General features: G+C 49.8%; 16 protein-coding genes. 3 read left to right on the top strand and 13 right to left on the bottom strand.

Going from position 1 to position 24798, the window contains the following annotated elements; translation table 11 throughout:
- Positions 1-9 precede the first annotated feature (9 nt).
- Positions 10-1158 carry an efflux RND transporter periplasmic adaptor subunit gene (locus FXO21_RS02305; RefSeq protein ID WP_149638584.1) on the top strand — a complete coding sequence of 383 codons (1149 nt, stop codon included), beginning with the start codon at positions 10-12 and terminating at the stop codon, positions 1156-1158.
- Positions 1159-1201: 43 nt separating this feature from the next.
- On the opposite strand, the gene FXO21_RS02310 is transcribed toward FXO21_RS02305, so the two are convergent.
- The 13 genes from FXO21_RS02310 to FXO21_RS02370 form a co-directional block, all read right to left on the bottom strand.
- Positions 1202-4204: an ATP-binding protein gene (locus tag FXO21_RS02310; protein WP_149638585.1), complete on the bottom strand. Its 3003-nt coding sequence runs from the start codon at positions 4202-4204 to the stop codon at positions 1202-1204.
- Complete coding sequence (locus FXO21_RS02315) at positions 4204-4605, bottom strand: response regulator (protein WP_149638586.1); 402 nt, start codon at positions 4603-4605, stop codon at positions 4204-4206. Before FXO21_RS02315 ends, FXO21_RS02310 begins: the two co-directional genes overlap by 1 nt.
- Positions 4606-4736: 131 nt before the next feature.
- Entirely contained in the window at positions 4737-5582 is an 846-nt protein-coding gene (locus tag FXO21_RS02320) for a sugar phosphate isomerase/epimerase family protein (RefSeq protein ID WP_149638587.1), read from the bottom strand.
- On the bottom strand, positions 5572-7272 hold the full coding sequence (locus tag FXO21_RS02325; protein ID WP_149638588.1) for a serine hydrolase domain-containing protein: 1701 nt from the start codon (positions 7270-7272) through the stop codon (positions 5572-5574). Before FXO21_RS02325 ends, FXO21_RS02320 begins: the two co-directional genes overlap by 11 nt.
- 60 nt (positions 7273-7332) lie before the next feature.
- Positions 7333-9507, bottom strand: coding sequence for a xanthine dehydrogenase family protein molybdopterin-binding subunit (locus FXO21_RS02330; protein WP_149638589.1), 2175 nt, complete (start codon positions 9505-9507; stop codon positions 7333-7335).
- Positions 9504-10154: a (2Fe-2S)-binding protein gene (locus tag FXO21_RS02335; RefSeq protein WP_149638590.1), complete on the bottom strand. Its 651-nt coding sequence runs from the start codon at positions 10152-10154 to the stop codon at positions 9504-9506. Before FXO21_RS02335 ends, FXO21_RS02330 begins: the two co-directional genes overlap by 4 nt.
- 122 nt (positions 10155-10276) lie before the next feature.
- Positions 10277-11686, bottom strand: coding sequence for a sulfatase family protein (locus FXO21_RS02340; RefSeq protein WP_225865533.1), 1410 nt, complete (start codon positions 11684-11686; stop codon positions 10277-10279).
- A 19-nt stretch (positions 11687-11705) separates the two neighbouring features.
- Positions 11706-13097, bottom strand: coding sequence for a sulfatase family protein (locus FXO21_RS02345; protein WP_225865534.1), 1392 nt, complete (start codon positions 13095-13097; stop codon positions 11706-11708).
- A 1-nt stretch (position 13098) separates the two neighbouring features.
- On the bottom strand, positions 13099-14703 hold the full coding sequence (locus tag FXO21_RS02350) for a RagB/SusD family nutrient uptake outer membrane protein (RefSeq protein ID WP_225865535.1): 1605 nt from the start codon (positions 14701-14703) through the stop codon (positions 13099-13101).
- A 3-nt stretch (positions 14704-14706) separates the two neighbouring features.
- Complete coding sequence (locus FXO21_RS02355) at positions 14707-18030, bottom strand: TonB-dependent receptor (protein ID WP_192579147.1); 3324 nt, start codon at positions 18028-18030, stop codon at positions 14707-14709.
- Positions 18031-18267: 237 nt separating this feature from the next.
- Positions 18268-19368, bottom strand: a complete 1101-nt coding sequence (locus FXO21_RS02360; protein WP_149638592.1) for a FecR family protein — start codon at positions 19366-19368, stop codon at positions 18268-18270.
- A gap of 193 nt (positions 19369-19561) precedes the next feature.
- Entirely contained in the window at positions 19562-20146 is a 585-nt protein-coding gene (locus tag FXO21_RS02365; protein WP_149638593.1) for an RNA polymerase sigma factor, read from the bottom strand.
- A gap of 79 nt (positions 20147-20225) precedes the next feature.
- Positions 20226-22748 carry a phosphocholine-specific phospholipase C gene (locus FXO21_RS02370; protein ID WP_149638594.1) on the bottom strand — a complete coding sequence of 841 codons (2523 nt, stop codon included), beginning with the start codon at positions 22746-22748 and terminating at the stop codon, positions 20226-20228.
- Positions 22749-22954: 206 nt separating this feature from the next.
- Between FXO21_RS02370 and FXO21_RS02375 the strand changes: the two genes are divergently transcribed.
- Entirely contained in the window at positions 22955-23506 is a 552-nt protein-coding gene (locus FXO21_RS02375) for an HPP family protein (RefSeq protein WP_149643333.1), read from the top strand.
- 14 nt (positions 23507-23520) lie between these two features.
- Positions 23521-24795 carry a chloride channel protein gene (locus FXO21_RS02380; RefSeq protein ID WP_149638595.1) on the top strand — a complete coding sequence of 425 codons (1275 nt, stop codon included), beginning with the start codon at positions 23521-23523 and terminating at the stop codon, positions 24793-24795.
- The last annotated feature ends 3 nt before the right edge of the window (positions 24796-24798 follow it).

Below are 24798 nucleotides of genomic sequence, written 5' to 3' on the forward strand. Positions count from 1 at the left end.
AATCAGGATATGAAAACTTACCTAATCGCCGGCATATGTATTGCGCTGCTCGCTGCCTGCGGGACTAGTTCAGAGCAAAAGGCCGAGGTTCACGAAAAACAGGATTCCATCAAACTGCAGGAAGTTGTGTCGTTCAACGACAGCCAGCTCCGGAATGCAGGCGTTGAAGTGGGAACGCCCGATCTGGAGAATATCAGTGGTACCCTGAACCTCCACGGGAAAATTGACGTGCCTCCTCAAAGTACAGTCAGCCTCAGCTTTCCGCTCGGCGGTTACTTAAAATCTACCAGTATGCTGCCCGGCATGCGCGTCAGAAAGGGTCAGGTATTGGGCGAACTCGAAGACATGCAGTTTATCCAGCTACAGCAAGATTATCTCACCGCGAAAGAAAAGTTTACACTGGCAGAAAGTGAATTTAACCGCCAGCGTGACCTGAATGCAACAAAAGCAAGCAGCGATAAAGTGTTCCAGCAAGCGCGCGCGGAAATGGAAACGCAGCGTATATTAACTCACGCGCTGGCCCGTAAACTGGAAGTGATCGGGATAAGTCCATCAACGCTGACTCCTGGTAACATTTCCAAATCCGTCGCTATCGTTTCGCCTATCAATGGTTTTGTTTCAAAAGTGAATGTGAATGTGGGCAAATACACGGCCCCCACCGATATGCTTTTCGAGCTTGTCGACCCGAAAGACATTCACCTTTCATTGAATGTTTTTGAGAAAGACCTCCACTCGCTTTCCGTAGGGCAGCACGTGACCGCCTACACCAACGGAGAACCTGACCAGAAATTCCAGGCCAGAATTATCCTGATCACCAGAAACCTTGATCAGGACAGAATGGCGGAAGTCCATTGTCATTTTGAAAAATACGATCCTGCACTGGTACCGGGAATGTTTGTGAATGGCGAAGTTGCAGTCAGTAACAAAAAGGCGTTGACGGTACCCGAGGAAGCGATTGTACGCTGGGAAAACAGTTTCTATGTCTTTACAGACGGTGGAAGCGGTAAGTTCGAAATGATCGAAGTAAAACCGGGCACGGTCAGTGGCGGAAAGCAGCAAATTGAAGGGCCGGGAATCAGCGGGGATACGAAGCTGGTTGTCAAAAATGCCTATGCATTACTGATGAAAATCAAGAATACGGAAGAGGGCGAAAGCTAGGAAAGATGGCGCGCCCGGAGGCAACCCGGGCGCGCTGTACCATTTAAGCGGGAAGCCAGATGTGGAATGTCGCACCTTTTCCTGGTAAAGATTCGGCCGAAATATAGCCATCATGTTGGTCTACGACCTTTTTCACAATACTGAGCCCTATGCCGGTGCCGGAATACTCGTGCCTGCCGTGCAGTCTTTGGAACAAACTGAAAATTTTCTCACTGAATTCAGGCGCAAAGCCGATCCCGTTATCGGAAAACGTCAGGTGTATAAATGCACGGTTCTGATCAGACAGGTGCGGGTCCTTCTTCTCCTCAGGCCCTGCCAGCTTTGACGTAATGGTGATCCGCGGGCTGTCCTGCGCGAATTTGAGCGAATTACTGAACAGATTGGAAAAAAGCTGGTTAATCTGAAAACGATTGCCGCGGATCTCGGGCAGATCATCACAAATTATTTCCGCCCCTTTCTCCTCGATCAGCAGTTCGAAATCCACGAGGATATCATTCACAATATCGTTCAGATCAAAAACAGAAAAATCCTCTCCGCTTTCAGTTAACCGGGTATAGGTCAATACAGAATGGATCAGATCGCTCATACGCTGGGCAGATGAATTGATCTTTTCGAAGTACCTTCTGACAAGTTCCGTATTATCCTTATTTTTCTCAATCAGATGAATGAATGTCTGTATTTTTCTAAGCGGCTCCTGCAAATCGTGGCTGGCGACATAATTGAATGATTCGAGCTCTTTGTTCGCCTTGATCAGCTCTTGCGTACGCTTTTTCACTTCACTTTCCAGTTCTTCGGTAAACTGGCGGCGCGTCTTCGCTATTTTAAGCTGCGACTTGATCCTTACCAGCAGTTCATTGGAGGAAAATGGTTTCACAAGATAATCGTCCGCCCCGATTTCATAGCCCTCGATTTTCGACTCCTCGCCGGCTCTGGCGGTTATCAGAATCACAGGAATTTGCGCACTTGCTGCATTGTCTTTTACACGCCGTAGCAATTCGATCCCGTCCATTTCGGGCATCATAATGTCGCTCAGGATAAGTGATGGACGATATTCGGAAATCTTTTCAAGCGCATCGACACCGTTCACAGCTCCGATTGTCCGGTACCAGGGCCCGATCAGCGACTGAATATGCTGGCGCATATCTGTGTTATCGTCGACCACGAGTATTGTTTCAAATGCAGTTTTTTCAACCGGTTGCGGGGCGGTTACAGTATGGTTCTGCTTACTATCCGGGGACAGAAATGTAGCAGCCTCCTCAATAAAAAAGCTTGGGACGATTTCCTCCAAACCCGGATCCGCAGCGTATACCTGCGACGGATTAAGATGCTCGCTGCCGGTTGGAATGGAAACCGTAAACCTGCTACCCCGCCCGATTTCGCTCTCCACGGAAATATTTCCCTGATGCAGTGATACCAATTCCTTCACCATCGACAAGCCGATCCCCGTTCCCTCGTAGGTCCTTCCGGCCGTGTTCTGGACCCTGTGAAAACGCTCGAACATGTGCGGCAGCTCATGCAGGGGTATGCCAGAACCGGTATCTTCCACAATCAGCCTCACCTCATTCCCTTCCTGTCTGACCGATAATGTGATGCCACCTTTTAATGTATATTTAAATGCATTCGACAACAGGTTGAAAACAATCTTTTCCCACATTTGTCTGTCCACATACACCGGACTTGTGGTTTCCTCTACATTCACCTGCAAATAGAGTTCCGCTTTCTCAATCACCGAGCGAAAATTGCCTGCAAGGTTCCTGGTGTAGGCTGCAATATCTGTCAGCACGTAATTGGCCAGGTTCCTGCCACTCTCTATCCGGCTGAATTCCAGCAGCGTATTGACAAGTTTGAGCAGCCGGATCGCATTGCGGTGTGTCACTTCCAGATTATTCTTCTCTGCCGCACTCAATCCTTCCAGCGGCTTGTTCAGCAGCTCTTCCAGCGGACTCAGCATCAGCATCAGTGGTGTTCTGAACTCGTGGCTGATATTGGTAAAGAAAAGCGTTTTGGCCTTGTCCAGCTCTTCCAATGCTTTCGCCCGCTTCCGCTCTTCCTCATAGGCCAGCGCATTACTCACGCCCAATGATATCTGGTCGGCTACCAGTTGAATAAAATTGCGATAGGCTTCATCAAAATTACGGTAGGGGTTGAGGCCGATCGTCAGGATAGCGAGCGGGTGTTTCCGGTTCGCTGATTTGATGGGAACATCCACAAAACACCTCGGCACCACGTCCCAGTGCCCCTTGGGTAGCGTTTTCCAACGGATATCTTGCTCCGATTCTACAATCCTGTTTTCAAAAACCGCTTCTGCGATCGTTCCGGACCCGGGATCAGAATTGCGCAGATCTACCAATGCATCGAGGGTGAAGTTTTCGCTGCCAATGCCCGACATGGCTACGACCTCAGCCGTAGTCGCTTCGTCATTTATCTTATAGAATACAGTAAAAGGGAAGTCCTTATCGTTGCTCGCCAACGCGGTTGCCGCCTGTACATAAACCTCCTGTTCCGTCTTTTTTTGCGCCAGGCTGTCAAGCCGCTGCATGGTACGGAGCGATCTTTCGTTGATGATCCGGTCGGTATCGGCTGTGTTGTAGCAGATAATCCCTGCGGGACGCCCGTCTTCTCCCAGCACTGGGGTGTAGGAAAATGTGTAGTAGGTTTCTTCCGGGAAACCACTCCGCTCCATAATGAGCAGCTGCGACTCCACATAAGTTCCTTCGTCTTTGGTCATCGCTTGCGAGAGCATGGGTTCAATATCCCGCCAGATATCTTTCCAAACGACAGACGCAGGCTGGCCCAGCGCTCCAGGGTGTTTGCCGCGTACAATATCAACATACGCATCATTGTAAAATTTAATCAGGTGCTCACCCCAGCCTATCCAGATGGGCTGTTTGGAGCTTAACATGATCCGGATGCATGTTCTCAGGCTTTGCTGCCAGTACCCGGGAGGCCCGAGCGGTGACTTTTCCCAGTCGAACCGGCGGATCCTTTCGCCCATTTCCCCTCCCCCAACAAGAAATTCCAGTGATTTTGTAACAACCCGATCCATTAATGGCGTGAGGTAATATTTTGAATGATCTTTTGAAATGCGCTCTTTATCTGGTCAGTGTCTGCATATTTTTTCACAAATCCGTTCGCCCCCAGACTTCTGCATTGATTTACAATTTCCTGCTCATCCGACGTCGAATACATAAAAACCGGCACCTCCGCCAAATGCTGCATTTTTCTGAATTCCATTAGAAATTCCATGCCATTCATGCGCGGCATATTGATATCGGCGAAAATAATATCCGGGACGAACGACTCGCCCTTTAATTGGTACAGCGCATGCATACCATCATTAGCAAAAGTAAATTCGGCATGATCGAAGGAGTCTTTCATGATAGTCGCCAGTATTTCCTGGTCGTCCAAATCATCGTCGACTAATAAAATATTGATACGAGGACGCATGCTGATGTGGTAGGCTGCTGTTTGCTGATTAATATGCTCTCATTCCATTAAATCCATTCCAGAAAAGTATCAACACAAAAAAACTACTACAACGGAATAGCATGGATTTGAAGAAATTATTATCAAAACAACTATTTCGCGAGCTTTGAAAGGTATCCAAGCGCCTTTTTTACATCGGGCATATTGTTGTTCCAATTGCCTTCCCGCTCGATGTAAGCCATTCCATTGAAGTTTTGCCGTTTCAGTTCTTTGACGATCGCGGGGTAGTTTAGCACGCCGGTACCTGCAACTACATCATTGGCTTTCAAATTATTAGCCTCGTCAAGATCTTTGACATGCACACAAATAATGCGGCCTTCCAGAATTTTGAGGCACTGTACCGGGTCAAGTCCGCTCCTTACCCAGTGCCCCAGGTCCGCGCAGGCCCAGATGTTCGGCCGCCCTTTCATGGCCGCCATTACTGAGTCAGGGTGCCAGTAATAGCTCGATCCCCTGGCGTGTTCGTGGATCGCGATTTTCATTTGATAAGACCCGGCCAGGCTGTCGAGCAAATCCCAGTCCTTCCTTTCCGGCTCACAGGTAAGGAATTCTATACCCATCTTTTTTGAAAAAGTGAAATAAGTGTTCCATTCATGCAGATTCTTACCGTTGCCCGAATACAACGATTTCATCTTAATGCCTTTGCTATCCAGCGTCGATTTCATCCTGGCGATTTCCTCGTCACTCAGGTTTGGAATAGCATGCCCGTTATAATCTTTCCCCAGGTTATGGAAGAAAAACCCTTCTACAAACTTCGCCCCCGCACTGTCTGCCTTTGCGATGGCCTCGTCAAAGGAAAATTTATTGAAGGAATAAAGTGCCACGCCCGTCTCCCATTTCAATGCTTTTTTGGGTAGAGAATTTTTTACGAAACTAATCTGGATTAATCCGGTCAGAGCGATGAGTGCGATGCCTGCCAGGCGCTTATTATTGATCATGATTGCTGTTTTGTTGTTTTTTAAACCAAAGATTTTTGACCCTGCCGCCGGAAAATGTAAGTCCGGTTACTTTCTGTGTACTATCCTTCACAAAACTGACACTGCCAATCCTGCTGATGAACTGGCCTGTGCCGGTTTGATCGGGTATGAGGTCGAAATCGCCGTTTCTCATGTGATGCATGCGCAGCGTGTCACGGCTCATGTCCACTTTGTATTCGGTCAGAAGTTCGGGACTGTAATAGGTACCTGTGAATGCACTGAATGTCTTGGGGTCGGGCAATTGCACGTAGATCCGTTTGGCTTTGATATCCTTGTATTTCAACAGGTTCACATTTCCAAGGCTGTTTTTAACAAAAGTCATCGCGGCACCGTAAGCATCTATCCAGACCATCGAATCGGATTTCGCCTCAGTCGCGAATTTCGGTTCGCCGGTCGACTGCACCATCAGCTGGCCTTTTTCGAGGGTAAATGTCACGGCCCAGCCCGGACCCAGCTCGTAGGTACCGGTGTATTTTTTTGCCAAGATAGTATCCAGCTCAATAGTTGACATCTTCCGGATATCAGCCTCATTATCAACCTTTTTCTCCGACTTTTTCTCCGGATCTAAAAACAGCATTGCAACATCGGAAGCAAATTTACCAATGTTAAAATCAGCAGCATTACTCAGCAGGATCACTGATAATTTCTTTTCGGGATAATTAATGATAATCGTGCGGTAGCCCTGCCAGCCTCCCGTGTGCGAAACGGTTTTCAGCCCGCCTTCCACGTTCCTCGAAAGACCGAACGCATATTCTACTTTGTCGCCATTATTGAGTCCCCCGTTTTGAAGCATATTCGTGTAAACCGGATTTTTCGCCGCGATCTCCTGATCGAAATGGATCACCCATTTGCTCAGATCTTCCACAGAAGTGAAAAGTGAGCTTGAACCGTAAGCCGTGAGCGACCCGGGGATTTTCACGAAACGATCATCCTTTTTAGTATAGGAGTAGGCAAGGTTTTTGACCGGCCGGGTATAGTCGTCCTGGAACCAGGAAACCTTCATATTTAAAGGTTTGAAAATACGTGCTTCCGTCCATTTGCTGAAAGGCTGACCGCTCACCTTTTCAACGATCGCCGCGAGCAGATTGTAACCCGTATTGCTATAAGAATAACGTTCCCCTGGCTCAAAATCGAGGTCGCGCTGGTTTTTGACCATGCGCATAATGTCTTCAAAAGAAATCACTTCGTCCCACCGCCAGCCTGCAATGCTGAGCGTTTGCGGCCAGTCGCGCAAGCCGCTGGTATGATGTACCAGGTGCCTGATCGTGATCGTTTTCTTGAACTGCGGCACCTCGGGAAGGTACTTACGGATATCGTCATCGAGCGAGATCTTTCCTTCCTCGACCAGCATGGAAATAGCCAGTCCCGCGAATTGTTTGGAAACCGAAGCAATATCAAAAACAGTGGCCGGGGTGATCGGAATGCCGTATTCCAGGTTAGCTGATCCATAGCCTTTACTGAAAACGACTTTTCCGCGCTCTACGACCGACACTGCACAACCCGGCCCGTCAGCACGCTTATACTGGGCGAATATCCGGTCGATTTCAGGTTCAAATGCGCCTGTTTCTTTCTCCGAACAACCTGCTTGAAAAAGTATCACAGAGACAAACGCAACGAAGGCGCAGACGGACAAAAATGGTTTGGAGTTCATAAAAAGGGGTCTAGAACTTATAAAAGTGGCCCAAACCCGCTTGTTACCCGGTTTTACTTTTCAAATCAATTTGTCAACTGTGATCGGCAGTTCGCGCACGCGCTTACCGGTGGCATGAAAAACGGCATTCGCTATCGCCGCAGCCACACCCACGATCGCAATCTCGCCTAATCCCTTGGAACCGATCGGATTAACGCGGACATCCGGCTGATCGATAAAAAGCACCTCCATTTGAGGGACGTCCGCGTGCACCGGAATATGATAGCTGGCAAAATCACTCGTCACATACCGGCCAAAACGATGGTCCATCACCGAAGCTTCCATCAATGCCATGCCGATCCCGCCCACCAACCCGCCGATCGACTGACTGCGGGCCGTCTTGTAGTTGATCACCTTTCCTACATCCGCGCAGGTAACCGCTCTTGTAACCTTCACTTCAAAAGTCAGCGGATGCACATGTACTTCCAAAAAATGGCAGCCGAAAGAATACATCGAGTATTGGTCCCGCTCAGGTCCCGATTTGGATTCCTCCTGCGCTTCCACTTGTGCCAGCTTGTGAAACCGCAGGATTTCCTGGTAAGAGGCAGTGTCGCCGCCCGGCATTTCAGCAGCGAGCTTGGCAAGTTTCGCTTTCAGTGCTGTACAAGCCGCGAAAACAGCCGATCCTACACTTGGAATGGTCGACGATCCGTTTTGTCCCGGCGCATCGGGAAGCGAGGAGTCGCCCAGATCGAAACGGATCTTGCGGCTGCTTATGCCTATTACCTGGGAAGCAATGCGCGTCATCGCCGTACCGGTACCGGGGCCAATGTCCATGGTCGCGCTCTGTACCACCACAGATCCGTTTTCCAGCATGATTGCCTTCGCCATCGACGGGTGCCGGTGAAAACCGTACAGGCTCGAAGCCATTCCATAACCGACCAGCATTCCTTTATTTTTCATCAATCCTGGCTCCGGCGCCCTGTTTTTCCAGCCAAAAGCCTCCGCTCCCTTCTCGTAACATTGCCTCAGCGACTTTGCAGAAAATGGCAGGTTCCGCTCGGGATCCGTTTCAGCATAATTGCGCAGCCGGAGTTCCAGCGGGTCGATTTTCAGTGCATAGCTCAGCTCGTCCAGTGCGGATTCCAGTGCAAACATGCCGGTCGCGTCGCCCGGCCCGCGCATCCAGGTGGGTGTGTTGACGTCCAGGTTCAGCAGGCGGTATTTTGTAATCACGTTTGGGCAGGCATACAATGACCTGCCAGCGAGAATGGTCCGTTCCAGATGCTCTTCATACTGGGAAGTTTGCCCGGTACCTTCATGCACAATAGCAGTCAGGTTACCTGCTTTGCTCGCACCGACTGCCACTTTTTGCACAGTATAAGGCCGGTAACCCACGGAGGTGAACATTTGCTCACGCCCCAAAACCAGCTTCACCGGCCGCCTGATGTGTTTCGCGGCCAGTACTGCGGCAATGGTGTGCGGCCACACGCGGATACCCGACCCGAACGCGCCGCCGATAAAGGGCGAAATCACTTTTACATTCGCCCGGGGCAGCTTGAAAACCTGCGCCAGATTACCCTGTGCCGATTTCACACCCTGATTTTTATCATAAACCGTCAGCTTATCCTCCGCCTCCCACACGGCAATGATCGCGTGCGGTTCGAGCGGCTGGTGATGCTGGGTAGGAATGGTGTAGGTACTTTCAATTTTTACTTCTGCACGGTCAATCGCATCCGGATCACCTCTTTCATAATCTTTGAAGGGAGAATTCTGGCTTCGCAGCACACTTTGCGGCACCACCGCGCTGATCGCATTTGCCTCAAAATCAGTAGCGTGTGTTTCCTTTTGATATTCAACCCGGACCAGCGAGGCCGCATGATTCGCCTGTTCCAGCGTTTCAGCCACGACCAGCGCGACCGGCTGACCATCGAAATAAATGAAATGATCGTAAAAAAGCCGGAACGAGGTACCCACTGGCGCACGTTCGGCTGGCTGCTTTGGAGCAGGGTAACCCGGTATGACAGGCGCATTAAGGTGACTGATCACCGCCAGAACACCTTTTGCAGAACTGGCTTTTTCAGATTCTATTTTAGCAATAATCCCCTTCGCAATTGTGCTCGTCACCAGCACAGCATGCGCCGGCTTATCGACCTGATACTCGGCCGAATAAGTCGCAGCCCCGGCTACTTTCAGAGGCCCGTCCACCCTGTCGAGCGATTCCTTGTCTTCTAATACTATCTGAACTGGCTTCATACCTTTTGGCCGCTGTTTTTTACGTCAAGAATGGCATTGACAATGTTGGGATACGCGCCGCAGCGGCAGAGATTTCCGCTCATATATTCCTGAACCTCAGATTCGGACCGGGCCTTTCCCTCACGGATGCAGCTCACCCCCGACATGATCTGTCCCGGCGTGCAGTACCCGCATTGAAAACCGTCGTGTTTAATGAAAGCCTCCTGCAACGGATGAAGGGATTCCGGCGAGCCGATACCTTCGATAGTTGTGACTTTGCTGCCGTTTTGCATGACCGCAAATGTGAGGCACGACAAGGTGCGCTGGCCGTTGATATGCACCGTACAAGCGCCGCATTGGCCCAGGTCGCACCCTTTTTTAGTACCTGTCAATGCAAGTTCTTCGCGCAGCAGGTCGAGCAAGGTAGTTCGGGGGTCGATTTCCAGCCGCAGTTTTTTGCCATTGATCGCAATGCTGAGCTTTACTTTTTCGGCATCACCGAAAGATTCGGTCGCGCTGCTTTCCCCGCCGGGGAGCAGGGACGCTGGCACGAAAGTCAGCCCGGCTATGGCTGCGGATTGTTTTAAAAAGAAACGACGGTCTTCGTCATAACGGCCCTCTATGCCGCATACCAGTTCTTTTCCACCCGGAACTTCTTCATCTTTCATCGAAACCAGTGTTTAGGATCTCAAAAAAGTAAAGACGCCCCTGTTTCAGGGTTACTCCAAACCGCCGCATTTATTCTGATGCAGTGCTGTCTTCCCGTTCGTTCAGACAGCACTGCAAAAATTTATTTCTCCAACTGGTTTTCGACCGGCTTCACAGTCGCCTTGTGTTTTTCGAGCGCTGCCTGCAATTCTGCAACCACTTTCGGGTTGGCGTTGGCGATATTGTATTTTTCCGATGGATCTACGTTCAGGTCAAACAGCAAAGGTGGGTTATGTACTGTTTTTTCATTGGATCCGTATTCAGGCTGGGTGATGAAATGCGCTTTGTAGGCTCCCACTCGAATAGCGAATACGTCGGTATCCCTGTAATACAAAACTTCATTTCTAGGATTTTTTCCGGTACCCAAAATAACCGGCGAAATATCGTAACCGTCATAAACACGGTCAGCCGGCACCTTCGCTCCTGCCAGTTTGGAAAGCGTCGGGAACAGATCAAGCGTGGTCGCGATCTCAGGCCTTACCGACGGTTTGATTTTACCCGGCCACCAGAAAATGGTCGGTTCCCGCATACCGCCTTCATAAGTACCTCCCTTGCCGCCTGTCAGCAAACCTGCACTTCCTCCCTGCGCCCCGAAAGTCAGCCACGGCCCATTGTCGCTGGTGAATACCACCAGCGTATTTTCCGCCAGCCCCGACTCCCGCAGCGATTTCAGTACCTGTCCCACACTCCAGTCAATTTCCTCGATCACATCTCCGTAAATTCCCCTTAGACTTTTATTCTCAAATTCCTTGGAACGGAACAAAGGCACGTGCGGCATGGAATGCGCCAGGTAAAGGAAAAACGGCTTGTCTCTTTTCGTTTTGATAAATTTAACCGCCTCTTCGGTATACCTTTTTGTAATCGTTGTCTGATCCGCCGGCTGTTCCAGCGTTTCTCCGTTTCTTTTGAGTGGCACATTGAAGTACTCCGACTTCGGGTTTAAAAATGATTCCCGCCTGTCTTTTCCCACAAAATCCATGTCGTTACTGTACGGTATCCCGAAATACTCGTCGAACCCGTGTGCGTTCGGCGTGTATTCGGGTAAATGGCCGAGGTGCCATTTACCTACGGCGGCAGTATTATAGCCCGCATTTTTCAGCTGGCGGGCCAGGGTTATTTCGGTCTGCGGAAGACCGCCTTTCGAATCCGGGAAGAGCACGCGCCGTTTCTCGCTCGCCATACCCGAACGGACCGGCAGCCTGCCAGTCATGAGGCCCGCCCGACTAGGTGTACACACAGGTGCGGCTACGTAAAAATTCGTCCATCGCTGGCCTTCCACTGCCATCCGATCCAGGTTGGGCGTCATAATGGTTGGGTGACCAAAGGCGCCGAGGTCACCGTAACCCATATCGTCGCAAAAAATCACGACGATATTCGGCTTGCCGGAAGCCTTTTGTGCCACGGTATTGATACTCAAACCAATATTAAAAAAAAGCAGGAACGTCAGTACCATAATGCCCTTGCTATGCGTGCATTCAGCTAGTCTATTCATTATTATTTGTTTAAAATACTTAGTTATTAATCGCAAATGGTTTTTGCCAGGGAACACTTCCCCCTTCTTGTATATGTCTCATCAGTAACTGGTTAAGCTCTGCATACACTTTCGGGTTTTGCTCGATGACATTGTTCTTTTCCATCTTGTCGTTTTCCAGATCGTACAATTCCATAGGCTGGTAGGGTGAATTTTTCACAAGCTTCCATTTCCCTTTTCTCAACCCATAAATAGACATTCCGGCATATTCCTTTCCTCCCTCACGCCTTGTAAAATACAATTCGCGGGAATCTTCCGTAGGTTTCGAATCGCTCAGAAGTGTCCCTGCAAAGCTCCTGCCCTGCACACCCTTCGCTTCCAATCCCGCCAGTTGCAGGAGTGTAGGATATAAGTCCATCGACACATTGACCTGATCGGAAACCCGGCCGCCCCTGATCCGGCCGGGCCACGCCATGCAGGCCGGCACTTTCAAGCCGCCTTCGTACATACTTTGCTTACCGTCGCGGACGGGGCCGTTGTTGGCCAAACTGGGCAAATGCCCGCCGTTATCGCTGGTAAAAACGATCAGGGTATTGTCGTAAAGTCCTTCATCTTTCAGCGTTTGCACCACTTTGCCAATCCCATCGTCCATATGTTCGATAAGCGCCACCAGGTTTGCCCGTTTTTCGTCAATGCCCTTTTCACGCGCCTTTACTTTTTGAAGCCACTCGGCAGGTGGTTGCACCGGAAAGTGCGGCGCATTGTAAGCGAGATACAGGAAAAACGGCTTTTTGGTCTTCGCCTGTTTGCGGATGTATTCCTGCGACCATTGTGTAAAAAGGTCGGTAGCGTGGCCTTCCGGGTCGATCACCTTATCGTTTTCGCGCATATAGTTGACATCGTGCCTGCGCTTTTTCCAGTAATCGTCCATCATATCGCCCAGCCAGCCGTGGAAATAGTCAAAACCGCGCTCATTAGGCGTATTGGGAGATTCGAGCCCCAGGTGCCATTTACCGATAATGGCCGTGTGATAGCCCTTTTTGCTCAGCATCGCAGGCAGGATCGGTTCCTTCGGATTAAAAAACCCCCAGTTGTCTTTGGGGTAAGTCCTGATCACACCCGGCACGCCTACCACATCCGGATAACAGCCCGAAAGCAGGGCGGCGCGGGTGGGCGAGCAAACCGGACAGTTGGCATAAAATTCATCAAACCTGATGCCGCTCTGCGCGATGGCATCGATATTGGGCGTCCGCAAATCCTTTGTTCCGTAATAGGATACATCGTGGTAACCCTGATCGTCCGTCAGGATCAGCAGGATATTGGGTGGCTGGTCCGCTTGCTGCTTTTCCTGATGAAAAAAGGACATGGAAGCGACCCCGAGCATGCCCGTAACTACCACGGTAGCCCATTTAAGATTGTTCCGGCTCATCATTTTACCAGTTTAAGTTCTGCGACAAACTATTGTTCAACTCTATCTCGCGCTGCGGGATCGGCCACAGATAGTCCCTGTTTTTGTTAAATGCTTTCTCAAATGCAGGTACCTCGATCATCGCCGGGCTTCCGTTTTTCAGGTAGCTTATACCGTAAACGCGACCAGGCACAAGGGTTTCGGACAGTTTCCAGCGCCGGATATCAAAGTACCTCAACCCTTCAAATGCTAATTCCAGCTTGCGTTCGTTGCGGATAACCTCCCGCAAATCACCCTGCGACAAAGTGCCGGTAATGGCAGGCAGGGCAACGTCGGCACGCTGCCGTACCTGATTGATGGCGTCATAAACGCTCTGATCGATCGTGTTCAGCTCTACTTTCGCCTCGGCATACATCAGCAGCACATCCGCGTAACGCAACAGGATGATATTCAACCCCGAATTGGTCGGCTGCGGCAGGTCTTCCGGCGTAATGTATTTCTGAAAATTATAACCGGTGCTCGTCGCAAACCAGCTGAAATCGACGGCGTCGGCAGTACCGTTGCCCGGATCGGAATTGTAAATCGTCCCGTCGGGCAGCTTGTCGCCTTTGACGAAAATGGAGAAGCCAAGTCTGGGGTCGCGGTTTTTGTAAGGCTCCGCCGCATTGTAGCCGCTGGCCGGGTCCGTAATTTTCTTTCCGTTCGCCATCGGGTAGGCATCTATCAAAGCGCGGGTGGGTACTACTGCGCTGTTGCTATTCCGCTGGCTCCACGGGCCAAAAAGCTGAAATACCGAGTTACTGTAATTGTTCTTTACATATTGTTTATCCAAAATCACCTCCTCATTGCCTTCCCCTGCATAAGTGAAAAGTTTTTCATAGGAAGGATAAATTTTATAAATGCCGAGGTCGATCACTTTTTTGCTTTCCTGCGCTGCCAGGTCGTAACGGCCGGCATATAGCATTGCCCGCGCATTCAGGGCCAGTGCGGCACCTTTCGTGATCCTGCCTTTTTCCGCCTGTACCTCAGGCAATGCCGCCGCAGATTCCGTTAATTCTTTGTAAACAAAATCCCAGATCTGCCCCGCAGGTGTCCTCGAAATGCTCCTGCTTTCGCTCAGGGAAATGCTTTTTTCAACCAGCGGTACATCGCCGTACAATGCCGCCAGCTTGATATACAAATAGGCCCGCAGGACGCGTACCTCCGCTTTCAGCCGCGTAACAACTGCCGGGTTATTGGTTTGCACCTCATCCACTTTTTCGAGGTAAATGTTCGCCGCGCGGATACCGGCGTAGGAAAATACCCATTCGGATCCGATGCGGGTAAAAGTAGGATCATACTGTCCGCGTTCGATCATTGCTTCCTGCGAAGTGACCGAATTGTTATGGCCGATATCGCTCATTCCATCGTAGTAGAAGATATTCGTGCTGTCGAGATAAGTATAAACCGCATTGGCCGCAAAAATCGCGTCCTTTTCCGTTTTCCAGAATATATCCGAAGAAAGGCGGTCATTCGGGACGGTTGTGAGCAGATCGTCGTTGCAGCCGGTGGCGCCCAGCATAAGCAGCAGGGCGGCAAGCCATTTATGATATTTCAGGTTTTTCATCATTGCTGTATTGAAATGGGTCATAAATTAAAATTGAATATTCAGTCCCAGGGTAAGCAGGGAAGTCTGGGGATAATCCTGCACCCGGCCGGCCAGCGATTCGGGATCGATATTCCATTCGTTCAGTGCCGAGAAGGTCAGCAGATTAGTGCCTGATACGTAAACCGCAACCCTGTCAAGGCTGATCCGCCGGGTGAGGTCCGAAGGGATCTGGTAGCGCAGCTGGATGTTTTTTAACCTCAGGTACGTCGCATTCAACATTTCCCGATCGTTCTGATAGGTATTGCGTACGTCGAATTTGGTAGGCCGGGGGAACCTGGCGCCGGGGTTTTCAGGGGTCCAGTAGTTGTTTGTGTAAATTTTATGCGCAAAACCTTCCAGGTTACCGTAGTCGCCCAAAGCACCGGAAAGATTGGTTTTCACCCCGGCTGCACCCTGCAACAACAGATTAAGTGAAAATCCTTTGTATTCAAAGCTCATTGACGAACCGAAGAGGTACTTGGGAAACGAACGCCCGAGGTAGGTCATATCGCCCGCGTCGATCTTGCCGTCACTATTCAGGTCGAGATATTTGACATCCCCCGGCTTGATACCTTCCCCGATTTTCACAGCCTTGTCGACTTCCTCCTGTGTCTGGAACAATCCAGCAGCTTTGTATCCCCAGAAAGAATTGATCGGCATGCCTTCCGCCGTGATATACCTTGCTTCATTGATCGCCCCGGTAATGTAAGGCCCGGTTCCTGCGAGGTTTTTGACGTTATTGTTATTGATACTATAATTGAAATTAATCTCCGACTTGACGGGGCCTATTTTTCCGCGCCCTCCCAGCGAAAACTCCCAGCCTTTGTTCTCTACTACACCCGCATTTTGCGCAGTTGGCTGCAAACCCAAAGTACCCGGCACCGGCAGCACGAGCAGGATACCGTCGGTTAATTTTTTATAATAATCAATGGTGGCTGAAATGCGGCCGCCGAAAAGCTGGACGTCGGTGCCGATATTATGCTGGGTGGTCGTTTCCCAGCTGATATCTTCATTTGTCATTTGTCGCTGGACGTACCCCTGCACCGGAACGCCGTTGAACGAATAGGTTGCCAGGTTCAATGTGGGATAGTAGCTGTACAATGCCACCGCCTGGTTGCCTGTTTTCCCCCACGACCCCCTGAACTTCAATTCATTGACCGTACCCGAAAGTCCGTTCCAGAAACGTTCTTCGGAAATCCTCCAACCTCCTGAAAAGGAAGGAAAAAAGCTGTATTGCTTGGAACCGGTGAAGCGGGAAGAACCATCGTACCTTGCGTTGGCCTCAAAAAGGTATTTATCCTTATAAGCATAATTAAGGCGCGAGAAATACGATCTCAGGCCCCATTGATTCTCAAAGCCGTCGTTGCTTTTGGTCGCATCGTTCACGCCCTGGCTGATCGACTGAATATCATTGTTATAGAATCCCTGCCGGTAGGCGCTCAAATTCTGTGCATTCCTTTCTATCTGTGAATAGCCCAGCAGGGCTGTAACGCTGTGGTTACCCGCTGTTTTAGTATAGGTAAGCAGGTTGTTCCAGGTAAACTCCTGACTGTTCTGGCGGGATTCCGTCAAAGAACTGAGCGGCACTGTTTTACGCACGATCGATTTGTCGTAATAGTCATTGATGGTATAGGCATTGAAAAACAGCTTTCCCGCTACCATATCCTTGCGCACTGCAAACTGGGAGGTAAAGTTCAGGCCGTCGATAATATCCCAGCCGGCTTTCAGGCTTCCGGTCACATAGTCATTTTTGATCCGGTTGGTGCCGTTGATTTCCGCATACATCAATGCGTTTTCACCCTGCGCACTGATTCCGTAAGTTCCGTCGGGATACTTGGGAACCGTCCAGATCGAGCCGTGTTTCAATCTTTCAAAAACCTTGAATTCATTGGAAGGCGCCAGTGAAGCCACATACTTATAGTTAATATCCGCTCCAAAATTGATTTTGGAAGAAACTTTGAAATCGGTATTGATCCGGATGTCCGTCAGGTCAGACTGAGAGTTCGGGATAATCCCCTGCTGGTCCTGGTAACGCAGGCTGACGCGGGTCTTGAAGTTTTCGTTCCCGCCGCTGATTGACAAAGAGTTGTTGATCTGGGGCGCGGCCCGCAGAACCGCCTCCGCCATCGTGTACGGCAGCGGGTATTTGTAGCGGTCGGTCGCATTTACATACTCCTGGATCTGCGCCTCGGTATATTTGGCGGGGGAACCCACATTCTGGTATGCGATATTCTGCATGCGCATGTAGGGTTCCAGTTCCATATGCTCGGGGTTATTGTTGGATCGCTGGGAAGCATAGAATCCATGGTAGTTCACCGCTATTTTCCCCGACTGCGCCCTTTTTGTAGTGATCATCAAAACACCGTTCGCAGCCCTCGATCCGTAAATTGCAGTAGAGGAAGCATCTTTCAGCACGCTGATCGACTCCACGTCGTCGGGGTTGATATCCGAATAACGCTGCTCGATCCCGTCCACGATCACCAGCGGGTTGTTATCACCGCTCAATGTAGTGATCCCACGCACACGGATCGTCACGTTAGACTGCCCCGGGCCGCCTCCGTTATCGACAATGGTAAGCCCCGGTGTAATGCCCTGAAGGTTCTGCGCGAGGTTCGAAACCGGCCTCCTCAGCAGCTCCTCCCCTTTCACGGCACTAACCGCGCTGGTCATGCTCACTTTCTTCTGGGTTCCGTACCCTACCACGATCACTTCGCTCAGCGCACGGTCTTCCGGCATCAGCTGCACCGTGAGCTGCGCCCGCCCCTGCAAGCTAACCTCCTGCTGCAGATAGCCCACGAAGCTGAAAACAAGGACTGACGACTCCTCCGGCACATTCAGCACAAAATCCCCTTGAATGTCGGTGGTGGTACCACGCTGGGTACCTTTCAAAATAATGCTTACCCCGGGCAGGCCTTCGCCTTTATCGTCCGTCACTTTGCCCGAAACTGCAACGTCCTTCGACTGCGCATGACCGGGCAGGATTGCGCCGGTCTCGCTGCCCGGTTTGGTGCCGGCCTTTTTCAGGATAATATAGTTGCCCGTGAGCTGATAATCTACCTCGTAGGGGGCCAGCAATCTGATCAGGACTTTTTCCAGGGGTTCGTTTTGTACCCTCAGCGTTGTTTTAGCGCTTTTCGGGAATATTTCGGGCACGTAGGTAAAGCGTACTTTGGCCGCCTTTTCCAGCTTGCTGAGCACGGAGCTTACCTGTTCATTTTCTGCCTCCATGCTGACCGTCCTGTTCAATACCTCCTGAGCGCTGCTGCCCTCAGCCATTACAAGACCGGCAGCAACCATCAATATGACAATGGGGACGCCTAATATTTTCATAATCAGACTGGGTTTGGGAACGTAATACCGTAAAATTTCCATAGGTTTACTGTTGTTTTTTATTCGTGGATTTGAAAAAAAAGCAATGAAAATCCCGTTTCCTGCGTCAACAGGAATTGTGTGATCCTCATACGTTGCGGGAGCCTTACGGCCGGAAGTGTCACCAGCATTTCCGGCTTTTCAGCTTCTGAGAGGTTAACCTTTCGTCATGCAGTTGTGGGTTAAAGTGGATAAAAATTAAGGGTTACAGCCCTGGCCGGTGATCACGATTTCCGTCCCCCAAACCTCATAGGTGGCGCCGATTGTCTGGCAGATAATATCCAGCTTGCGGAACAGCGGCTCATTTCCCAGAGGGGCGGTTAGATTACACCTTGCCAGGTTGTCATTATTACATCTGATCGTTACTCCGTAGGATTTTTCCAGCGTTTTGAAAATGTCGCCGACAGCGGTATTCGAGAAATAGAAGTCCGGATGCGCAATCGGAGCGGATAACACAACAGGCTCTTTTACAAGGGCTTTCGCGAATCTGTTTGCTTTCAGGTCATAGGTAACCTGCTGATTGGGGATCAGCGTAACAAAATGCGCTGCATCTGTTTGCTGCGGCTTTCCAAAGTTTTCAAACGCGAATACCTTCACTTTCCCCGTTGCCACTTTCACGAGGGCAGCGCCCTCGTTCCGGTTCGACCGGACTGTAAAGCTGGTACCCACCACCTGTACCACCAGGCGGTTTGCATACACCGTGAACGGTTTCCCCAGCTCTTTTCGCACATCAAAAAACCCTTCCCCGCTGAGATATACCTCTCTTTTATTTTCTTCGAAATTTTCCTGAAAACTGACTTTACTGCCAGGTTGCAACACCACGGTACTCGCATCGGGAAGCTTGACTTTTTGCGGGGCAGAGGAGTCATTTTTTCGTTCGGTAAGCACTATACGTGAATGACTGACCTGGTATTCGTAAGCGGCGTGATCTGTGAACGAACCCCGCTGTATAAAAAACCAGCCGAGTCCGAGCGCCATCAGTATAACCGAAGCTGCCGATAGCCAGCCCCACCGGATTGGGAAGTGCGCTCTGCGCGGCTCACTATCCTCCTCTGTATTTATTTTTTCAAAAATCAATTCCCAGGTCCTTTGCTTTTCCATATCTCCCGGGAGCGGCTCCAACTCGTACAGCGCTTTGAGCATGGCGCAAGCCAGCAGCACTGTTTTTTGCTTTTCAGGGTATCTCTCCATAAAAAGCTGCCAAAAACCATTTCCCTCCGAATCACCATTCAGTACCCAGTCCCTGAACTTAGCGTCCTGTAAAAAATCGTCTGCGCGGTATGTAAGATAATGTTCCAAATTTCGCTGATTTGCTTCGCCCTGCTTTTTGTATTATATAAACATAAAGAGAGAGTTTTCACAGTTGTCCCATTCGAAAAGCATTTTTAAAGAAAAAAATTTCCGTAGCTGCAAATGTATTTAATCTATTTAACATATAGACTAAAACGAATTAAAAAACAAGAAAATGGAGGTACCTCCTAAGGTATTGCAACTATAAAGCCAGGAGCAGAAAAATCAGTTGCAGCAGCGGATTAAGGTGATGTAAATTTTCGCGAAGCTGGGTCATTGCATTATGCAGGGTATTCCTGACGGTTTTTTCCGAAATATTCATGATCTCGGCGATTTCCCTGTAACTGAAATTTTCGTAATACCGCAGGCTGATCGCTTCCAGCTGCCGGGCGGGTAGATTTTTCAACATCGCTTTGACCCTGAAAATCAGCTCCTCTTCCTGAAACAGCTGCGCATCAAGTAATACATCGTCCAGTTCGAGCAGGGCTTCGAAACCGGCCTCGCTCACGCGCTCCTGCCGCATTTGCTGTTTATAAATGTCCCTTCTGAGACACCTGAATAAGTAAAATTTAATATTGTCAACTTCCGAAAGTCGCTCCCGGCTGCGCCAGAGCGTCACGAAAAGCTCCTGTATCGCGTCCTCGACCTGCGCCAGATCTGAACAGAACTTGCGCCCATAGGAATTCAGTGCCGCATAATGCAGCTCGTATATTTCAGCGAAAGAGGACTGATCACCACATTTGAAAGCCTTCCAAAGCGTGGTGTCACGGGCTTGCTGGCTATTCACTTTCCGAAAAACAGGACAGGATTAAAAGTGATTCAAATATAGTTTAAATCTCTTTTAATCCTATTTGATCTGCTTTCGATTATGTTTTCAGATTGCCCATTAACGGGTCCGTGATACTTTCTTTTCCTGTTTCCACGTGTCCGGCATATCTTCTGATCAGGTCAGAGTTCCCAATTTTCAGGCTTACGTCGTACCAGTTGTGGCTTTTTTTGAGTGTCTTCACCGCAACCGACTTCCCCCCAGCCGATACTTTCAGTTCAAGTGGCTGGTCGCCGTAAGCCTGATCCAGCACCGAAACCTGCAACGCATTTGTGCTTCGGTTATAGATCGTAAACTGTAAATCGCCGTTTGGCTTGCCCGATTTGTCGTTGCTGTATGCACAGGTAACAGCCACATCCAGTCCATTTTTGTCTCCCGCAAATTCGCGGTAAAAACCATTGGGACCGTAAACGCGCAGATGGTATTCACCACCTTTAAAGTCGGCTATTTTCCAGCTTTGCGTCAGGGTATCTCCTGCTTTTACCGCAAAATTCCAGACACGGAGCTCCTCACCCTGGTAAGTATTGATCGCGTAAATAATAAAAGGCGCGCCAGCAGATTTGTTTCCGAAAGCCTTTTTGCCTGCATGCAGGCTGATCTCGAATGCACCTTTATCTTTTGATAAACCACCTTCCGCATACAGTTCGTACGGGATCGCGCAGGAAGGTCTTGTACCTGGCTCCTGCTTTGGCAAATGTGCAGAACGCAATGCATCCTTGTTAATCTCCGCTATTTCACCAGCCGAAAGTGCCTTGAAATTCGAAGGCGCTTCGCGGAATTGTGCCTTGTGGATCAAAGTAACAAATTCATCGCGATTGACCGGTTTCGGCTTTTCATAAGCAGATGCATCAAAAGGCTGAAAAACGGTACTGATATTGCCGCAGATCGTTCGCCTCCACTCCGAGATATTGGTTTCCCTGACGCTCTTTTTCGATTTGTGACTGGTAAATTCTTCCAGAAACTGGATAATGGAGGTATGGTCAAAAACCTGCGAACAAACTTTTCCCCCGCGCGACCAGGGTGAAGCTACTACCAGCGGCACCCTGAAACCCAGCCCGATCGCCCCTTCCCGCGCATTACCTTTGGGTACCTGCGATTGGTCCTGCTCAAGCGTCACATATTCGGCTTTGATATCAATACCCTCCGATACTTTCCCTGAATCGGGCTTAAAAGGATTTGGGATCGAAAATGGCGGCACGTGGTCGTAGTAGCCATCATTTTCGTCATAACATAAAATAAAAATGGTCTTCTTCCATACCTCCGGATTTTTGGTCAGGATATCGAGCGTTTCTGAAACGTACCATGCGCCATACCAGGGTGCCGAGGGATGATCCGAGAAGTTTTGCGGCGCTGCCAGGTAGGATACCGCCGGCAGTTTGCCTTCATTTACATCTTTGCGAAACTGATAAAAAATGTCGCTTTTGGGAACCTGAACTGTCTTTTTCTCTCCGTTTTCCTCGTAGGTAACCGTGCTTAGTTTAAGATAATCGGGATCATTTCTGTTGGTTACGAATGCGCGCTCATGCAGGCTGCGTTCGGTCACTGACAGTTTTTTCAGATTTTCTTCACTGTATTGCGCCAGGTCCGCCTCGTATTTTTCTACCAACGCGACCTTGTTGTCGAAGCTTTTAGTCAGCTTGGTTTTTTCGTCACCCGTGGCAGCGGCCAGCTTTTCTTTCAGTCCGGGCATTTCATTTTTCAGTTTCTCCACTTCCGCCTTTGCATACCGGATATAGTCAGCCGAAGATTTGACGTGGTATTGCGCGTACCTTTCAAGCGGATTACAACCGAAATTACTCAGCCACGAACCCAGCCCGGGGTGAAACTGCATGATCGCGCCGATCTCATTCTGGTAAAATTTCCACGGAACACCCACTTCTTCCATCCGCTCGGGGAAGGTCTTCCATTTCACGGGTTTATTAATGGAAAAATAGCTGTTGCGTACCACCGCCAGTGAGTCAATGCTGGGCTCCTCGCGGATCGTGCCCGACCACAGGTAGTAACGGTTGGGATGCGTGGGCGTCATCGACGAGCAGAAGTTCTGATCGCAGATGGTGAATGCATCGGCCAATGCATAGTAAAATGGCAGATCTTCCCGGTCGTAATAGCCCAAAGTAAGCGGCATATCGGAGTATTCCTTGTGCCCCGACCGCTTCGAGGCGAGCCATTTATCATATTTGCCGCCATTGTAAGCATCCACCTGCGACTCACGCGAATGTGGCAGATCGTGCATCCAGGTGGCTTTGGTGTTTTTGATATCCAAATGGAAGGGAGCATAAGTATCCCCTTTATTGTCTGTCTGCAACCAGACCTTATTTTTATTCGGCAGGTTAATGGCGCGCGGGTCGTTGAAACCTCTTACTCCCTGCAACCTCCCGTACGCGTGATCAAAAGACCGGTTTTCCTGCATTAATATCACCACATGCTCGGCATCAAGATAAGTGGTACCAGGGTCCGGATGGATCGCCATTGCGCGTTGCACAGACTCGGGCAGGAACCCCATCATGCCGGCGCCGCCCGATAACAGGGCAGCCTTTTTTAAAAATGCTCTTCTCGAATCCATGTCAAAGGTTTTGGTAATGGACTTTAAATAAAGCAGGTTTTTGTATTTCAATACTTAGTGTTAATGATAAGATAACAGCGCATAAAGCGCAGTTAACAATCATTTAGCATTTACGGACTTCGCCGGGCCGTACGGATCGCAAAAAATCGTAATTTTGCGGCTCAATTGAAAATGCATTGAGAAAGCGGATACGAAAGCATATGCGCATGGCGCGATATGTGATTTACAAAGAAACACTGGTCGACACCAAAGACCATTTCTGGACTTTTTTAGGATCTTTCGCAGGCATAGCCCTGATTGGTTTCTTCAACAACAACCTGTTTTCGACGACCGACAGCGTATTTCTGATCGGATCGTTCGGCGCCTCCTCCGTCCTGATTTATGGGATCGTCAACAGCCCGCTTGCCCAGCCCCGCAACCTGATCGGTGGCCATTTGGTCTGCGCCATTGTGGGTGTTACCGTCCACAAGCTTATACCCGGCAACATCTGGCTGGCCTCGGCATTCGCGGTATCCATTTCGATCGTGCTCATGCAGATTACCCGTACGCTGCACCCGCCGGGCGGCGCTACTGCTTTGATAGCCAACATCGGCTCCGAAAAAATTACCAGCCTGGGCTTCACCTACGTGCTCAGTCCTGTACTGACCGGCGTATTGATCCTGCTGCTGATCGCACTCTTTGTCAACAACATGGCACCCAACCGCCATTACCCAAAAAATAAAAACTGGTACAAGATCTGGAACCGTCGTTACCGATAGCCAGTTTATTAATTATGACTGTAAATTCATACCGAATCAAAAAATCACGGCGCGTCGCAGCCGTACTCCTTGCGGCATCTGTTACGGGGGTATTGTCCGCATTAGTCGCCGATACGTTAAAAGTTGCAACTGAGCATTACGAAGAACTTTTCCTCGAAAGCATCCACCACAGGCCTTACCTGATTTTTATCCTGCCTTTTATCGGACTGGCAACGATATATGTACTGAGGCATTTTTTGTTCCGGAACAAAGCCAACAAGGGGATCAGGGAAGTGATGGACACGATTAATAAAGACGCGCATATGCTGCCGGCGTACAAAATCCCCTCCCATTATTTCAATGGACTGCTCACAGTGGTATTCGGTGGCTCCACGGGAATTGAAGTGTCTACGGTCGTTTCTACAGCGGCTATCGGTGCCTTATCGTCACGAAAAGCAGGTTTTCTGAAAAAGTACCGGACCGACCTCATCTGCTCGGGCCTTGCGGCAGGCCTTACCGCCCTTTTTAATGCTCCTTTTGCCGGATTTTTGTTCGCTTTTGAAGTTTTTACCAGGCGCCGGAGCAAGCTGCACCATGTGAGTGTGATCACTGCGATCGTGACTTCCTGGCTGATCACGCACTTCCTGTTCTACAAGCCTTTGTTCGAGTTCAAAATCCAGGCCTGGCATATGCAGGCACTTCCCTATATGCTATTGCTGGCCGTTTTGGCGGGATTGAATGCGGTTTATCTGACCAAATGCGTTTTGTTTTTCAAGAAGCTTTTCGGTTCCTTTCAGAACGATATGGTTAAGATAGCAGTAGGCTCGCTATCGATCTCGGTGCTCGTTTTTATGTTTCCCGGACTTTACGGAGAAGGATATGCGGGAATCAAGACTGCGATCGCAACCACTAACCTTACCTCGCTTGCATTGCTGACGCCTTTGCTGATGGTCATGCTGCTGAAACCGGTGGCGACTTCGGTGACATTAGGAGCCGGTGGCGATGGCGGCGTTTTTGCACCCAGCCTGTTCATCGGCGCATTTTTGGGCCTGATCGTCAGCCATATTCTCAATTTCTATTTTGACCTCGGGCTGGTCCCGATCAATTTTGTAGTAATAGGAATGGCAGCTGTATTGAGCGGCAGCATACATGCACCTTTCACGGCCATTTTTCTGGCTTGCGCAATCGCCGACAGCTATGTGCTCTTTGTGCCGATCGTTCTTGCCTGCCTTATTTCGAGATGGGTTGCCGGCATCATCCTGCCTTATTCGGTGTATACTTACCGTCCGGCTGTTAGACCAGTTTCCTGATAG

Source organism: Dyadobacter sp. UC 10 (assembly GCF_008369915.1).
Lineage (GTDB): Bacteria > Bacteroidota > Bacteroidia > Cytophagales > Spirosomataceae > Dyadobacter.

Coding starts and splice junctions, on each gene's coding strand:
- FXO21_RS02305 (WP_149638584.1), top strand. CDS start 10: ATGAAAACTTACCTAATCGCCGGCATATGTATTGCGCTGCTCGCTGCC.
- FXO21_RS02310 (WP_149638585.1), bottom strand. CDS start 4,204: ATGGATCGGGTTGTTACAAAATCACTGGAATTTCTTGTTGGGGGAGGG.
- FXO21_RS02315 (WP_149638586.1), bottom strand. CDS start 4,605: ATGCGTCCTCGTATCAATATTTTATTAGTCGACGATGATTTGGACGAC.
- FXO21_RS02320 (WP_149638587.1), bottom strand. CDS start 5,582: ATGATCAATAATAAGCGCCTGGCAGGCATCGCACTCATCGCTCTGACC.
- FXO21_RS02325 (WP_149638588.1), bottom strand. CDS start 7,272: ATGAACTCCAAACCATTTTTGTCCGTCTGCGCCTTCGTTGCGTTTGTC.
- FXO21_RS02330 (WP_149638589.1), bottom strand. CDS start 9,507: ATGAAGCCAGTTCAGATAGTATTAGAAGACAAGGAATCGCTCGACAGG.
- FXO21_RS02335 (WP_149638590.1), bottom strand. CDS start 10,154: ATGAAAGATGAAGAAGTTCCGGGTGGAAAAGAACTGGTATGCGGCATA.
- FXO21_RS02340 (WP_225865533.1), bottom strand. CDS start 11,686: ATGAATAGACTAGCTGAATGCACGCATAGCAAGGGCATTATGGTACTG.
- FXO21_RS02345 (WP_225865534.1), bottom strand. CDS start 13,097: ATGATGAGCCGGAACAATCTTAAATGGGCTACCGTGGTAGTTACGGGC.
- FXO21_RS02350 (WP_225865535.1), bottom strand. CDS start 14,703: ATGACCCATTTCAATACAGCAATGATGAAAAACCTGAAATATCATAAA.
- FXO21_RS02355 (WP_192579147.1), bottom strand. CDS start 18,030: ATGAAAATATTAGGCGTCCCCATTGTCATATTGATGGTTGCTGCCGGT.
- FXO21_RS02370 (WP_149638594.1), bottom strand. CDS start 22,748: ATGGATTCGAGAAGAGCATTTTTAAAAAAGGCTGCCCTGTTATCGGGC.
- FXO21_RS02375 (WP_149643333.1), top strand. CDS start 22,955: ATGGCGCGATATGTGATTTACAAAGAAACACTGGTCGACACCAAAGAC.
- FXO21_RS02380 (WP_149638595.1), top strand. CDS start 23,521: ATGACTGTAAATTCATACCGAATCAAAAAATCACGGCGCGTCGCAGCC.